We start from the raw sequence: 12,710 nt of genomic DNA, 5'->3' as shown, positions 1-12,710 counted from the left end.
AAAAAACCCGGGACCATGCCCGGGTTCTTCATTGACCGACGAATCAGATATCCGCCACTTTCTGCCAGACTTTCGGCCTGAAGAACAGCGTCTCACCACGCGCCAGCCCGGTCAGGCTGTCGTGATCCTTGACCACCTCGGCCTCGATCAGCTCGCTTTGCCCTTCCACCTTCAGGGTTACGCGGGTCGTCGCACCCAGTGGGCGAATGTCACGCACCTCGGCCGCATGGTGGCCTTCGGTTTCATGGCGCGACAACGAGACCTCGTGCGGGCGGAACAACACGTGATGACCTTCGCTCAACGCCAGACGGTTGGAGTCGCCGAGGAAGTGGTAGACAAAGTCGTTGGCCGGCTTCTCATACACTTCGCCCGGCGAGCCAATCTGCTCGATCACGCCTTTGTTCATCACCACGATGCGGTCTGCCACTTCCATGGCTTCTTCCTGGTCGTGGGTGACGAACACCGAGGTCAGGTTGATGTCCTCGTGCAACCGTGCCAGCCAACGGCGCAGCTCTTTGCGCACCTTGGCGTCCAGCGCACCGAACGGTTCGTCGAGCAGCAGCACCTTGGGCTCCACCGCCAGGGCGCGCGCCAGGGCGATACGCTGGCGCTGGCCACCCGAGAGCTGCTCGGGGTAGCGGTCGGACAACCAGTCCAGTTGCACCATGTTCAGCAACTCGTGGACCTTCTCGGCAATCTTGCTCTCGCTCGGGCGCTCACCCTTGGGCTTCATGCGCAGGCCGAAGGCGACGTTGTCGAACACGCTCATGTGGCGGAACAGCGCATAGTGCTGGAACACGAACCCGACGTTGCGATCACGCACATCGTGGCCGGACACATCCTCGCCGTGGAACACGATGCTGCCATCATCCGGCGTTTCCAGGCCGGCGATGATGCGCAGCAGGGTGGTTTTGCCGCAGCCGGACGGGCCGAGCAAGGCCACCAGCTCACCGCTGTGGATATCCAGGTTGATGTTGTCCAGGGCCTGGAAGCTGTTGAAGCGCTTGCTGACGTTACGAACTTCGATCGACATGAGTTATTCCTCCGCTGCGCTTTGGCGCAGGCGGTTAATACGGTTCTCGCTCCACTGCTTGAGCAGCAGGATGAAGAGCGCCAGGATCAGCAGCAGGCTGGCCACGCTGAAGGCTGCGACGTGGTTGTACTCGTTGTAGAGGATCTCCACATGCAGCGGTAGGGTGTTGGTCACGCCGCGGATGTGGCCCGACACCACCGACACCGCGCCAAACTCGCCCATGGCTCGCGCAGTACATAGCACCACGCCGTAGATCAGGCCCCATTTTATGTTCGGCAAGGTCACGTGCCAGAACATCTGCCAGCCGTTGGCGCCGAGCAGCCGCGCGGCTTCCTCTTCCTGGGTGCCCTGCTCCTGCATCAGCGGAATCAGCTCACGGGCAACGAAGGGCACGGTGACGAAGATGGTCGCCAGCACGATGCCAGGCAAGGCGAAGACGATCTGGATATCGTGATCCTGCAGCCAAGGCCCGAACAGGCCCTGCGCACCGAACATGAGCACGTAGACCAGGCCGGCAATCACTGGCGACACCGAGAACGGCAGGTCGATCAGGGTGACCAGTACACTTTTGCCGGGGAAGGTGTACTTGCTTACGCACCAGGCGGCGCTGACGCCGAACACCAGGTTCAGGGGCACGGAAATGACCACCGCCAACAGCGTCAGCTTCAGCGCCGACAAGGCATCGGGCTCGAAGATCGCCTCGAAGAAGGTACCGAAGCCGTTTTTCAAGGCCTGCGACACCACGATCACCAGCGGCAGCAGCAGGAACAGCGCGAACACCAGCCAGCCAAGGCCGATCAGGATGCGTCGCGAAGTGGCACTGCCACGGCGGGCTGCATTGGCGGCGGCGGTAGCGCTCAGGGATGAACTAGACATGACCGGCCTCCTTCAAGGGGTTTCGATGCGGCGCTGCAGCAGGTTGATCAGCAGCAGCAGGATGAAGGAAACCACCAGCATCAGCACGCCGATGGCAGTCGCGCCGGTGTAGTCGTACTGGTCCAGCTTGACCATGATCAGCAGCGGCAGGATCTCGGTCTTCATCGGCATGTTGCCTGCGATGAAGATCACCGAACCATACTCGCCGACGCCGCGGGCGAAGGCCAGGGCAAAGCCGGTGAGCCAGGCAGGCAGCAAGGCCGGTGCCAGCACATGGCGGAACACCTGCAGCGGTTTCGCGCCCAGGCAGGCGGCGGCCTCTTCGACTTCACGCGGGATGTCGGCCAGCACCGGCTGTACCGTGCGCACCACGAACGGCAAGGTGACGAAGGTCAGCGCCAGGGTGATACCCAGTGGGGTATAGGCGATCTTGAAACCCAGGTCGGTGGCGAATTGACCGACCCAACCCGCCGGGGCGTACAGAGCAGTCAGGGCGATACCGGCAACGGCTGTGGGCAGGGCGAACGGCAGGTCGATCATCGCATCGATGATCTTGCGCCCCGGGAAGGTGTAGCGCACCAGCACCCAGGCCAGCAGTGTTCCGATCACACCGTTGATGATGGCGGCAAACAGCGCTGTACCGAAACTCAGCTTGAGCGCGGCGAGCACCCGCGGCGCACTGATGATGTTCCAGAACTGCTCCCAGGTCAGCTGAGCGGCATGCACGAACATGGCTGCCAGCGGTATCAGCACGATCAGGCTGAGGTACACCAAGGTGTAGCCCAGCGTCAGCCCGAAGCCGGGTATGACGGGGGAAATGCGACGTGACATAAATATCCCTGGTTGAACGCACGAAGCCCGGGATCGATCCCGGGCCGGTGCAGGCTACTGAAGGGTGTTGCTCCTGAGGCTGCACAGCAGCCCCTGCGTTCTACTGTGCCTGGTAGATCTGGTCGAACACACCGCCATCGTTGAAGAACTTGGGTTGTGCAGTCTTCCAGCCACCGAAGTCTTTGTCGATGGTTACCAAATCCAATTTCGGGAATTGCTTGCCGAATTCGGCAGCGACTTTCTCGTCACGTGGGCGGTAGAAGTTCTCGGCAGCAATTTTCTGACCTGCCGGGCTGTACAGGTACTTGAGGTAGGCAGTAGCGATTTCCGTGTTGCCCTTCTTCTCGGCGTTCTTGTCGACCACGGCCACCGGTGGCTCGGCAAGGATCGACAGCGAAGGCACGACGATGTCGAACTTGTCGGCGCCACCGTCTTCCTTCAGCGCCAGGAAGGCTTCGTTTTCCCAGGCCAGCAGCACGTCACCCTGGCCGTTGTTGACGAAGGTAATGGTCGAACCGCGGGCACCGGTGTCCAGCACAGGCACATGCTTGAACAGCTCCTGCACGTATTCCTTGGCCTTTTCTTCACTGCCGCCTTGTTTCAGGCCATACGCCCAGGCAGCAAGGAAGTTCCAGCGGGCGCCGCCGGACGTTTTCGGGTTGGGGGTAATCACCGAGACATCTTTCTTGATCAGGTCGCCCCAGTCCTTGATGCCTTTCGGGTTGCCCTTGCGCACCAGGAACACGATCGTCGAGGTGTAAGGGGTGCTGGCATCCGGCAGGCGCTTCTGCCAGTCCTCTGGCAGGGTCTTGCCGAGCTTGGCGATTTCGTCGATGTCACCGGCCAGGGCCAGGGTCACCACGTCGGCGCGCAGGCCGTCGATCACGGCGCGGCCCTGTTTGCCCGAGCCACCGTGGGACTGCTGGATCTTCACTTTGTCGTCCGGATGAGCTTGCTGCCAGTGCTTGATGAACTCGGCGTTGTACTGCTGGTACAGCTCGCGGGTCGGGTCATAGGACACGTTCAACAGTTCGTAGTCCTTGGCGATCGCGGAACCGGCAAAAACGGCACTGGCCAGGGCGGCGAGCGCATAACGGCGGATGGACATGGTGAAGCTCCCGATTGGCATTTTTCTAATTTTGGTGTGATGCGGTATCAGCTGGACTTGTTGCCGGGCTGCTGCAGGCGGAACTTTTCCTTGCGCTCGATCTGCACGACCTGAGCGTTATGCACGGTAATCTCCACCGCACCGAAACGCAGATCGCGCAGGGCGCTCTGGATCTCACGCAGAATGGTGGCTTCGTCCTGACCGTCGATGCTACGCAGAGATGCACTCATGCTCGTTCTCCTGTGAGTGAAGTGCCGGGCAGAGGTTTGAAGGGGATTTGCGCCTGGCTTGAGGGCAATAGTAGTGAGGCGCGGATATTCTTAAAAATACTGTTTAAGAATGTTTATATAACTAATTTAATCATAGGGCCCGATGGCCCTGTCGCGGGCAACCCGGCTCCTACAGAAACCACACCGTTATCACGCCGTGTGGTGTATGCGGAGCCGGCTTGCCGGCGATAGATCCAGTGAGCGTCAGCGTTGTTGCTGCGGCTCTTGGATCTTGTACCAGGCCACATAGAGCGCCGGCAGGAACAGCAGCGTCAGCAGCGTTGCACTGATGATGCCGCCGATCATGGCGTAGGCCATAGGCCCCCAGAACACTTCGCGGGCAATCGGGATCATGCCCAGGCTGGCCGCTGCGGCGGTCAGCAGGATCGGTCGGCGCCGGTGGTTGGTGGCTTCCATCACTGCATCCCATGGCGAATAGCCTTGGGCTTCGAACTCGTCGATCTGCGTCACCAGAATTACCGAGTTACGAATGATGATGCCGGCCAGGGCCAGAATCCCGAGGATCGCCACAAAGCCCATCGGAGTGCCCGTGGGCACCAGCGCCAGCACCACCCCGATCAACCCCAGGGGCGCTACGCTGACGACCAGGAACAGCTTCTGCACGCTTTGCAGCTGGATCATCAGGAAGGTCGCCATCAGGAACAGCATCAGCGGGATGACCTTGGCGATCGGGCCTTGCGCCTTGCCGCTCTCCTCCACCGTACCGCCGGTGGCCACTTCGTAGCCAACGGGCAACTTGCTGGAGAACTCGTCGATCTTCGGCTTGAGCTGCTCCACCAAGTCAGTAGGCTGCAGGTCTCCGTTGACCGAGGCCTTGATGGTGATGGTCGGCTTGCGGTCGCGGCGCCACACCAGCGGCTGCTCCAGCTCGTAACGCACTGTGGCGAAGGCCAGCAGCGGTATCGAGGTGCCACTAGGAGTGACGATCTGCAGGTTCTGCAGGGTGTCGGGCGAACCTCGCTCGCTGTCCACGGCACGGGCGATGACATCGACCAGGTAGATGTTGTCGTTGACCTCGGTGACCGGCGCACCGCTGACGATGCTGTTCATCACGTTGGCCACGTCCTCGGACGACAGCCCCAACTGGCGCGCCTTGTCCTGGGCGATTTCCACCCGCAATACCTTACCGGGCTCGTTCCAGTCGTAGATCATGTCGCCGATGTGTTCGTTGCTGTTGAGCATGGTCGCCAGGTCGATGGCGTGCTTGCGCACCTGGTCGATGTCCTTGCCACTGACCCGGTACTGGATCGGCCGCCCCACTGGCGGGCCCATTTCCAGCGACTGAACGTTGCTGCCGATGCCGACGAACTCCTCGTGCAACAGCTTCTGCAGCCGACCGATCAGGGCGCCGCGTTCCTCCAGGCCTTTGCTGACGATCACCAGCTGAGCGTAGTACGGGTTCTGCAACTGCTGGTCGAGCGGCAGGTAGAAGCGGATGGCCCCCTGGCCAATGTACGTGCTCCAGCGCACCAGGTCCGGGTCGTCCTTGATCTTGGCTTCCAGGCGGTCGACGACCTTGCGCGTCTCTTCGATCGAGGCGTTCTGCGGCAGGTTGAGGTCGACGAGGATTTCTGGCCGGTCGGACGACGGGAAGAACTGGTTCTGCACGAAGCGCATGCTGAACAGCGCCAGGGCGAAAAGCACGATGGTGCCGATGATGGTCAGCCAGCGGTGGCGCATGCACCACACCAACCCGCCTTCGAATGCCCGCCCGACTCGCCCGGGCTCGGCATCATGCGCTTTGAGCTTGTCGACCTTGAGAATATGCACGCCCAGCACCGGGGCGAAGAACACCGCCACCACCCAGGACACGAGCAGCGCCACGGCGATCACCGCGAACAGCGTAAAGGTGTACTCGCCTGCGGAACTGGCATTGAGCCCGATGGGCACGAAGCCGGCCACGGTCACCAGGGTCCCGGTGAGCATGGGGAAGGCGGTCGAGGTATAGGCGAAGGTGGCCGCCTGCTCCTTGCTCTCGCCCATTTCCAGGCGTGTGACCATCACTTCGACCGTGATCATCGCATCGTCCACCAGCAGCCCCAGGGCAATGATCAGCGCGCCCAGGGAAATCCGCTGCATGGTGATACCGCTGTACTCCATGAACACGAACACCATGGCCAGCACCAGCGGGATCGAGCAGGCCACCACCAGGCCCGCGCGTACCCCCAGGCTGACGAAACTTACCGCGAGCACGATCACCACAGCCTCGAACAAGGCACTGGTAAAGCCACCAACCGCCTCCTTCACCACCACCGACTGGTCAGACACGGTGTGCACGCCTACGCCCACTGGCAATTCGCTGACCACGCTGTCCATTTTCTCTTTCAGCGCGGCGCCGAACTCCTGGATGTTGCCGCCCGCCTTCATGCCGATTGCCAGGCCGATCGCGGTCTGGCCGTTGTAACGGAACATCGGTGAGGGTGGGTCGACATAGCCACGCTCGATGTCGGCGATATCGGACAGGCGGAAGAAACGGTCATTGATGCGCAGGTTTACGGTCTGCAGGTCCTTTTCCGAGGCGAACTGCCCCGTGGTGCGCACCGAAATCCGCTCCGGGCCCGCCTCGATCACCCCGGCAGGGGTTACCGCGTTCTGTTGCTGCAAGGCCTGCATGACCTGGCGCTGGTCGATGCCCAGGGACGCCAGCTTGCGGGTGGAGAACTTGAGGTAAAGCACTTCGTCCTGGGTGCCTACCAGCTCGATCTTGCCGATGTTAGGGACTTCACGCACCTCGGCCCGGGCCTGCTCCACGTAGTCACGTAACTGGCGCAGGGTCAGGCCATCGGCGGTGAAGGCGTAGATCGAGCCGAACACGTCACCGAACTCATCGTTGAAGCCCGGCCCCTGGATACCCTGGGGGAACTCGCCACGAATGTCCTGGATCTTCTTGCGCACCTGGTACCAGATCTGCGGAATGTCACCCGCTTTGGTGGTGTCACGCAGGTAGACGTAGACCGTGGACTCGCCAGGGCGGGTGTAGCTCTTGGTGTAGTCGAGGGAGTCGAGTTCCTCGAGCTTTTTCTCGATGCGGTCAGTGACCTGGTAGAGCGTTTCGTCCTGCGTGGCACCCGGCCAACGGGTCTGGATCACCATGGTCTTGATGGTGAACGAGGGGTCCTCCTCACGGCCCAGGTTGAAGTAGGAGAAGATCCCCATCAACAGGCCAACGAACATCAGGTACCAGACGAAGGATTGGTGGCGCAGCGCCCATTCGGACAGGTTGAAGCTTCCTTTCATTGCCCTTCCTCGTCGAATGTGACCTTCTGGCCAGGCTTGAGACTATTCACACCGGCGGTAACCACCCGCTCGCCGGCTTTTACCCCGGAAGCCAGCACAATGCTGTCGCGCGTGCGCTCGAGCACGGCTACATCACGGGTGGCAACCGTCTTCTGCTGTGGGTCGACGACCCACACCTGGGTCTTGCCATCGCGCTCCAGCAGCGCACTCAGCGGCAATTCGCTGCGTGGGGTTATCGCCGAGGTCAGGGTGACGCTGATGGCAGTCCCCAGGTGGAACGCGTTCGGGGTACTGGCAAGGGTCAGCCGCGCACGCCGGGTGCGGGTGGCGGCGTCGGCCTGCGGTTCCAGTTCACGCAGGGTGGCGGTGGTGTTGATGCTGTTGTCCAGCTGCGAGGCAACGGTGAAGGTGAGGTCTTTGGTCAGTTGTTCGGCAACGCTGATTGGCAGGTCGATCACCGCCTCCTTGACGTCTGGCCGGGCCAGAGTCACCACGGCCTGGCCGGCGGTGACAGTCTGCCCGGCCTCGGCCTGCCAGGCGGTGATCACCGCCGCGTGGTCGCTGCGCAGGGTGCTGTAGTCGAGTTGGTCGCGGGCCTGGCTCAGCGCCGAGCGGGCTTGCTCAAGGCTGGCGCCGGTGGTTTTCAGGTCGGTCTGGGCGATGTCCAACTGGGCCTGTGCGCCGACGCCGCGGTCATACAGCTGCTGCTGGCGACGGGCGTTGGCCTGGGCATTGATCCACTGCGCCTGAACCCTGGCCAGGTCGCCTTCGGCGGCGCGCAGCTGGTTTTGCTGGTCGGTAGGGTCAAGGGTGGCCAGGGTATCGCCGGGTTTCACCTGGGCCCCTACATCCAGCCAGCGGCGGGCAATACGCCCGGACACCCGAAAGCCCAGGGTGCTTTCGTAGCGTGCCTGGACAGTGCCGGCGAAACGGCCCAACTGCGACTGCGCCTGGGCCTCGACCAAGGTCGAAAGCACGGGCCGCACGGCTTCGGGCTGCTCTTCTTCACTGCCACAGGCGGTCAACAACAGGCCAGCCGCACATATCATCAGCATTCGTTTCATGGCGCGGCACCTCCATCCTTGGCATCGACCTTTTCAACCTGCATGCCTGGATGCAACAGCTGGCCGCCACTGACCACCACGGTCTCGCCGTCCTTGATGCCCTGGGCGACCACCACCTTGCCGGTGAGGTAGCGAGCGACCTGGACCTTGCGCAGTTCCACCTTGTCGCCCTCGCCCACCACCCACACGGCCGGCTCATGCAATGCTTTGGTCAGGGCTGCCCAAGGCAACTCGATACTTGGCCGCCCCTGGGCATTGGCGGTGGCGGTCACCGGCGAACCGAGCTGCATGCCTGCCGGCACGTCGCGCAGGGCCACCTTGACCTGCACCGTACCGCTCTGCGCCGACACGGTCGGGGTGATTTCACGGACATGGCCCTGGGCCTGGACCTTGGGGTTGTCGAGCAGGCTGACGATGACGCCGGCGTCACTGGGCGGCGCCACCAGCAAGGATTCGTACACGTTGAACACTGCATCGCGGTCGCCATCGCGGGCCAGGCTGAAAATCGGCATGGTCGCCTGCACCACCTGGCCAACCTCGGCCTGACGCTCGGTGATCACCCCATCGGCCTCGGACACCAGCGCGGTGTAGCTCAATTGCTCGTTGGCATTGGCCAGCTGTGCCTGGGCAGCCTTGAGCGCGCTCTGGCTGCTGCGCAGTGCAGCCTGGGCAGAATCGTATTCGCTTTGACTGGTGTAGCCCTTGGGCAACAGTTTTTGCTGGCGGACGAAGGCCGCGCTGGTCTGGGTGACCCGCGCCTGGGCGGCAAACACCTCGGCCTTGGCCGAGTCGACATTGTTCTGCAGGTCTTTCGGGTCCAGCCGTGCGAGCACCTGGTTGGCCTTGACGTGATCGCCCACATCGACGCTGCGCGAGATGATCTTGCCACCCACGCGGAACGACAGGTCAGTCTGCACCCGCGCCTGGACGTCACCGGTCAGGGTGACCTTGGCAGCAAAATCGGTGGGTTGAACCTGCAACACGCCGACCCGCGGCATGACCTCGGGGGTTTCTTCCTTGCTGCAGCCTGAGAGCATGCCAAACAGCCCCAAGCCTACGACCAACAGTGAACGCGTCACCCTCATGCAGGCTCCTAGCTTGCGCACAAATGATTCGTGGGATGCGACTGTTAGCGTAGATCAGGGTTCAGAAAAAACACTGATGAGGCCCGTTGGATAACCTCTGAGGCACTTCCTCCAAGGAAAGTACTTACGGTGAGTAGGCCCTTGCACGGGCAAGCCCGCTTCCACTGAGTACTGTGCAGACGTCATGATCTGCGCAGTACCTGTGAAAGCGGGCTTGTCCGCGAGCAGGCCGGGTCAGGCCGACGCAGCGACCTGCGTCGGGCGCTTGACCTGTGGTTGCGACACGTTGGCCGCGGCACCCTCTTCGATCGCCTGCTGGATGGCCTTGCGGCGACGCTCTTCTGCACGGCGGCTGAAGAACCAGACCAGGAAGGTGACCAGCGACACCGACAGCAGGATCAGGCTGGCCACGGCGTTGATCTCTGGCTTCACACCCAGGCGCACGGCAGAGAACACTTCCATGGGCAAGGTGGTGGAGCCAGGGCCTGACACGAAGCTGGCCAGTACCAGGTCATCGAGCGACAGGGCGAACGACATCATGCCACCCGCCGCCAGCGACGGCGCGATCATCGGGATGGTGATCAAGAAGAACACCTTCCACGGCTTGGCGCCCAGGTCCATCGCCGCTTCCTCGATCGACAGGTCCAGCTCACGCAGGCGCGCCGACACCACCACCGCCACGTAAGCAGCGCAGAACGTGGTGTGGGCGATCCAGATGGTGACGATGCCACGCTCCTGCGGCCAGCCGATCATCTGTGCCATGGCCACGAACAGCAGCAACAGCGACAGGCCGGTGATGACCTCGGGCATTACCAGCGGCGCGGTGACCAGGCCACCGAACAGCGTGCGGCCCTTGAAGCGGGTGACCCGGGTCAGCACGAAGGCCGCCAGGGTGCCCAACGCAACCGCTGCCACCGCCGTGTAGCAGGCGATTTCCAGCGAGCGCATCACCGACCCCATCAGCTGGGTGTTGTCGAGCAGGCCGACGTACCACTTCACCGACCAGCCACCCCACACGGTCACCAGCTTGGAGGCGTTGAACGAGTAGATCACCAGGATCAGCATCGGCAGGTAGATGAACAGCAAGCCGAGCACCAGCATCAGCTTGGAAAAACTGAAGCGCTTCATGCCCTGCCCTCCATTTCTTTAGCCTGGCTGCGGTTGAACAGCAGGATCGGCACAATCAGGATCGCCAGCATCACCACCGCCAGGGCGGATGCCACCGGCCAGTCGCGGTTGTTGAAGAACTCCTGCCACAACACCTTACCGATCATCAGGGTTTCCGGGCCGCCCAGCAGTTCAGGGATGACGAACTCGCCCACCACCGGGATGAACACCAGCATGCAGCCGGCGATGATGCCGTTCTTCGACAGCGGCACGGTGATTTTCCAGAAGCTGTTGAAGGCTCTCGAACCGAGGTCCGATGCGGCCTCGAGCAAGCTCGGGTCATGCTTCACCAGGTTGGCGAACAGCGGCAGGATCATGAACGGCAGGTACGAGTAGACCACGCCGATATAGACCGCCAGGTTGGTATTGAGGATCTGCAACGGCTGGTCGATCAGCCCCGTCCACATCAGGAAACCGTTGAGCAGCCCGTTATTGCTGAGGATGCCCATCCAGGCATAGACGCGGATCAGGATCGCGGTCCAGGTCGGCATCATGATCAGCAGCAACAGCACGGTCTGGGTTTCCTTGCGGGCGTTGGCAATGGCGTAGGCCATGGGGTAGCCAATCAGCAGGCAGAGGATGGTGCTGAAGAAGGCCATCTTCAGCGATCCCAGGTAGGCCGAGATGTACAGCTCATCCTCAGTCAACAGGCCGTAGTTGGCCAGGTTGAGCACCAACTGGATCTTGTCTTCGACGTAGCTGTAGATTTCGGTATACGGCGGGATGGCCACGTCGGCTTCAGCAAAGCTGATCTTCAACACGATGAAGAACGGCAGCATGAAGAACAGGAACAGCCAGATGAACGGCACGCCGATCACCAGGTGCCGCCCCTGCGGGGTCAGGCGCTGGAAGGCTCGCTTGAGCTTGCGCAGTTTCATGACCGCAGTACCACGCCGCTGTCGTCTTCCCACCACACGTACACTTCATCACCCCAGGTAGGGCGTGCGCCCTGGCGCTCGGCGTTGGCGACGAACGACTGGACGACCTTGCCACTTGGCAACTCGACGTAGAACACCGAATGGCCACCCAGGTAGGCGATATCGTGGACCTTGCCGCGCGACCAGTTGTGCTCGAACTCCGGCTGCGTGGTGGTCACCAGCAGCTTTTCCGGACGCAGGGCGTAGGTGATGTGTTTGTCTTCCACCGAGGTGGTGATGCCGTGGCCGACGTAGATCTTGCGCTCCAGTTCCGGGCTGGCAATGATCGCATGGCCTTCGGCGTCGTCGACCACGTCACCCTCGAACAGGTTGACGTTGCCGATGAACTCACACACCAGGCGGCTGGTGGGGGTCTCGTAGATGTCCACAGGCGAACCGATCTGGGCAATCCAGCCCAGGTGCATGATGGCGATGCGCTGGGCCATGGTCATGGCCTCTTCCTGATCGTGGGTCACCATCACGCAGGTCACGCCCACGCGCTCGATGATCTCGACCAGCTCCAGTTGCATCTGCGAGCGCAGCTTCTTGTCCAGCGCCCCCATCGGCTCGTCGAGCAGCAGCAGCTTGGGGCGCTTAGCCAGCGAACGGGCCAGGGCCACGCGCTGACGCTGGCCACCAGAGAGCTGGTGCGGCTTGCGCTTGGCGTACTGGGTCATGTGTACCAGCTTGAGCATCTCGGTCACACGGGCGTCGATCTCGGCCTTGGGCATCCGGTCCTGCTGCAGGCCAAAAGCGATGTTCTGCGCCACAGTCATGTGCGGGAACAGCGCGTAGGACTGGAACATCATGTTGATCGGCCGCTCGTAGGGCGGCATGTCGGTGATGTCGACGCCATCGAGGAAGATCCGCCCTTCGGTCGGGCGTTCAAACCCGGCCAGCATGCGCAACAGGGTCGATTTGCCAGAACCGGAGCCACCCAGCAGGGCGAAGATCTCGCCTTTGCGGATTTCCAGGGACACATCGTCCACAGCTACCGTTTCATCGAACTTTTTCGTGACCCGGTCGATCTTGACCAGCACCTGCTTGGGTTGCTGGCCACCCTCGAGGGCTTTCTTATAGGCACCGGAGGCAACTGCCATGA

Annotated in this window: 11 protein-coding genes; all 11 read right to left on the bottom strand. The window is 62.1% G+C overall.

What is annotated here, in order from left to right:
• Nucleotides 1–43: 43 nt before the first annotated feature.
• The 11 genes from APH34_RS19300 to potA all read right to left on the bottom strand — a co-directional run bounded on the left by APH34_RS19300 (nucleotide 44) and on the right by potA (nucleotide 12,708).
• On the bottom strand, nucleotides 44–1,033 hold the full coding sequence (locus tag APH34_RS19300; RefSeq protein ID WP_008093195.1) for a sulfate/molybdate ABC transporter ATP-binding protein: 990 nt from the start codon (nucleotides 1,031–1,033) through the stop codon (nucleotides 44–46).
• 3 nt (nucleotides 1,034–1,036) lie between these two features.
• Nucleotides 1,037–1,909 carry a sulfate ABC transporter permease subunit CysW gene (gene cysW, locus APH34_RS19295; RefSeq protein WP_054902496.1) on the bottom strand — a complete coding sequence of 291 codons (873 nt, stop codon included), beginning with the start codon at nucleotides 1,907–1,909 and terminating at the stop codon, nucleotides 1,037–1,039.
• 12 nt (nucleotides 1,910–1,921) lie between these two features.
• A complete protein-coding gene (cysT, locus tag APH34_RS19290; RefSeq protein ID WP_051098159.1) occupies nucleotides 1,922–2,740 on the bottom strand; it encodes a sulfate ABC transporter permease subunit CysT in 819 nt (272 codons plus the stop codon).
• 100 nt (nucleotides 2,741–2,840) lie between these two features.
• Entirely contained in the window at nucleotides 2,841–3,848 is a 1,008-nt protein-coding gene (locus APH34_RS19285; protein WP_054902495.1) for a sulfate ABC transporter substrate-binding protein, read from the bottom strand.
• A gap of 47 nt (nucleotides 3,849–3,895) precedes the next feature.
• On the bottom strand, nucleotides 3,896–4,078 hold the full coding sequence (oscA, locus tag APH34_RS19280) for a sulfur starvation response protein OscA (protein ID WP_054902494.1): 183 nt from the start codon (nucleotides 4,076–4,078) through the stop codon (nucleotides 3,896–3,898).
• Nucleotides 4,079–4,321: 243 nt separating this feature from the next.
• Complete coding sequence (locus tag APH34_RS19275; RefSeq protein WP_054902493.1) at nucleotides 4,322–7,375, bottom strand: efflux RND transporter permease subunit; 3,054 nt, start codon at nucleotides 7,373–7,375, stop codon at nucleotides 4,322–4,324.
• A complete protein-coding gene (locus APH34_RS19270; RefSeq protein WP_054902492.1) occupies nucleotides 7,372–8,439 on the bottom strand; it encodes an efflux RND transporter periplasmic adaptor subunit in 1,068 nt (355 codons plus the stop codon). Before APH34_RS19270 ends, APH34_RS19275 begins: the two co-directional genes overlap by 4 nt.
• The gene (locus tag APH34_RS19265) at nucleotides 8,436–9,524 is read right to left on the bottom strand and encodes an efflux RND transporter periplasmic adaptor subunit (protein ID WP_054902491.1); all 1,089 of its coding nucleotides are present in this window, start codon (nucleotides 9,522–9,524) and stop codon (nucleotides 8,436–8,438) included. The genes APH34_RS19270 and APH34_RS19265 overlap by 4 nt, the downstream gene beginning before the upstream one ends.
• Before the next feature lie 234 nt (nucleotides 9,525–9,758).
• A complete protein-coding gene (locus APH34_RS19260; RefSeq protein ID WP_054902490.1) occupies nucleotides 9,759–10,652 on the bottom strand; it encodes an ABC transporter permease subunit in 894 nt (297 codons plus the stop codon).
• The gene (locus APH34_RS19255; protein ID WP_054902489.1) at nucleotides 10,649–11,569 is read right to left on the bottom strand and encodes an ABC transporter permease subunit; all 921 of its coding nucleotides are present in this window, start codon (nucleotides 11,567–11,569) and stop codon (nucleotides 10,649–10,651) included. Before APH34_RS19255 ends, APH34_RS19260 begins: the two co-directional genes overlap by 4 nt.
• Nucleotides 11,566–12,708 carry a polyamine ABC transporter ATP-binding protein gene (potA, locus tag APH34_RS19250; RefSeq protein ID WP_054902488.1) on the bottom strand — a complete coding sequence of 381 codons (1,143 nt, stop codon included), beginning with the start codon at nucleotides 12,706–12,708 and terminating at the stop codon, nucleotides 11,566–11,568. The genes APH34_RS19255 and potA overlap by 4 nt, the downstream gene beginning before the upstream one ends.
• Between the last annotated feature and the right edge of the window lie 2 nt (nucleotides 12,709–12,710).

Origin of the sequence: Pseudomonas sp. NBRC 111131, from assembly GCF_001320525.1 — a bacterium.
Lineage (GTDB): Bacteria > Pseudomonadota > Gammaproteobacteria > Pseudomonadales > Pseudomonadaceae > Aquipseudomonas > Aquipseudomonas ceruminis.
This window is presented reverse-complemented; position numbering and strand designations above follow the sequence as displayed.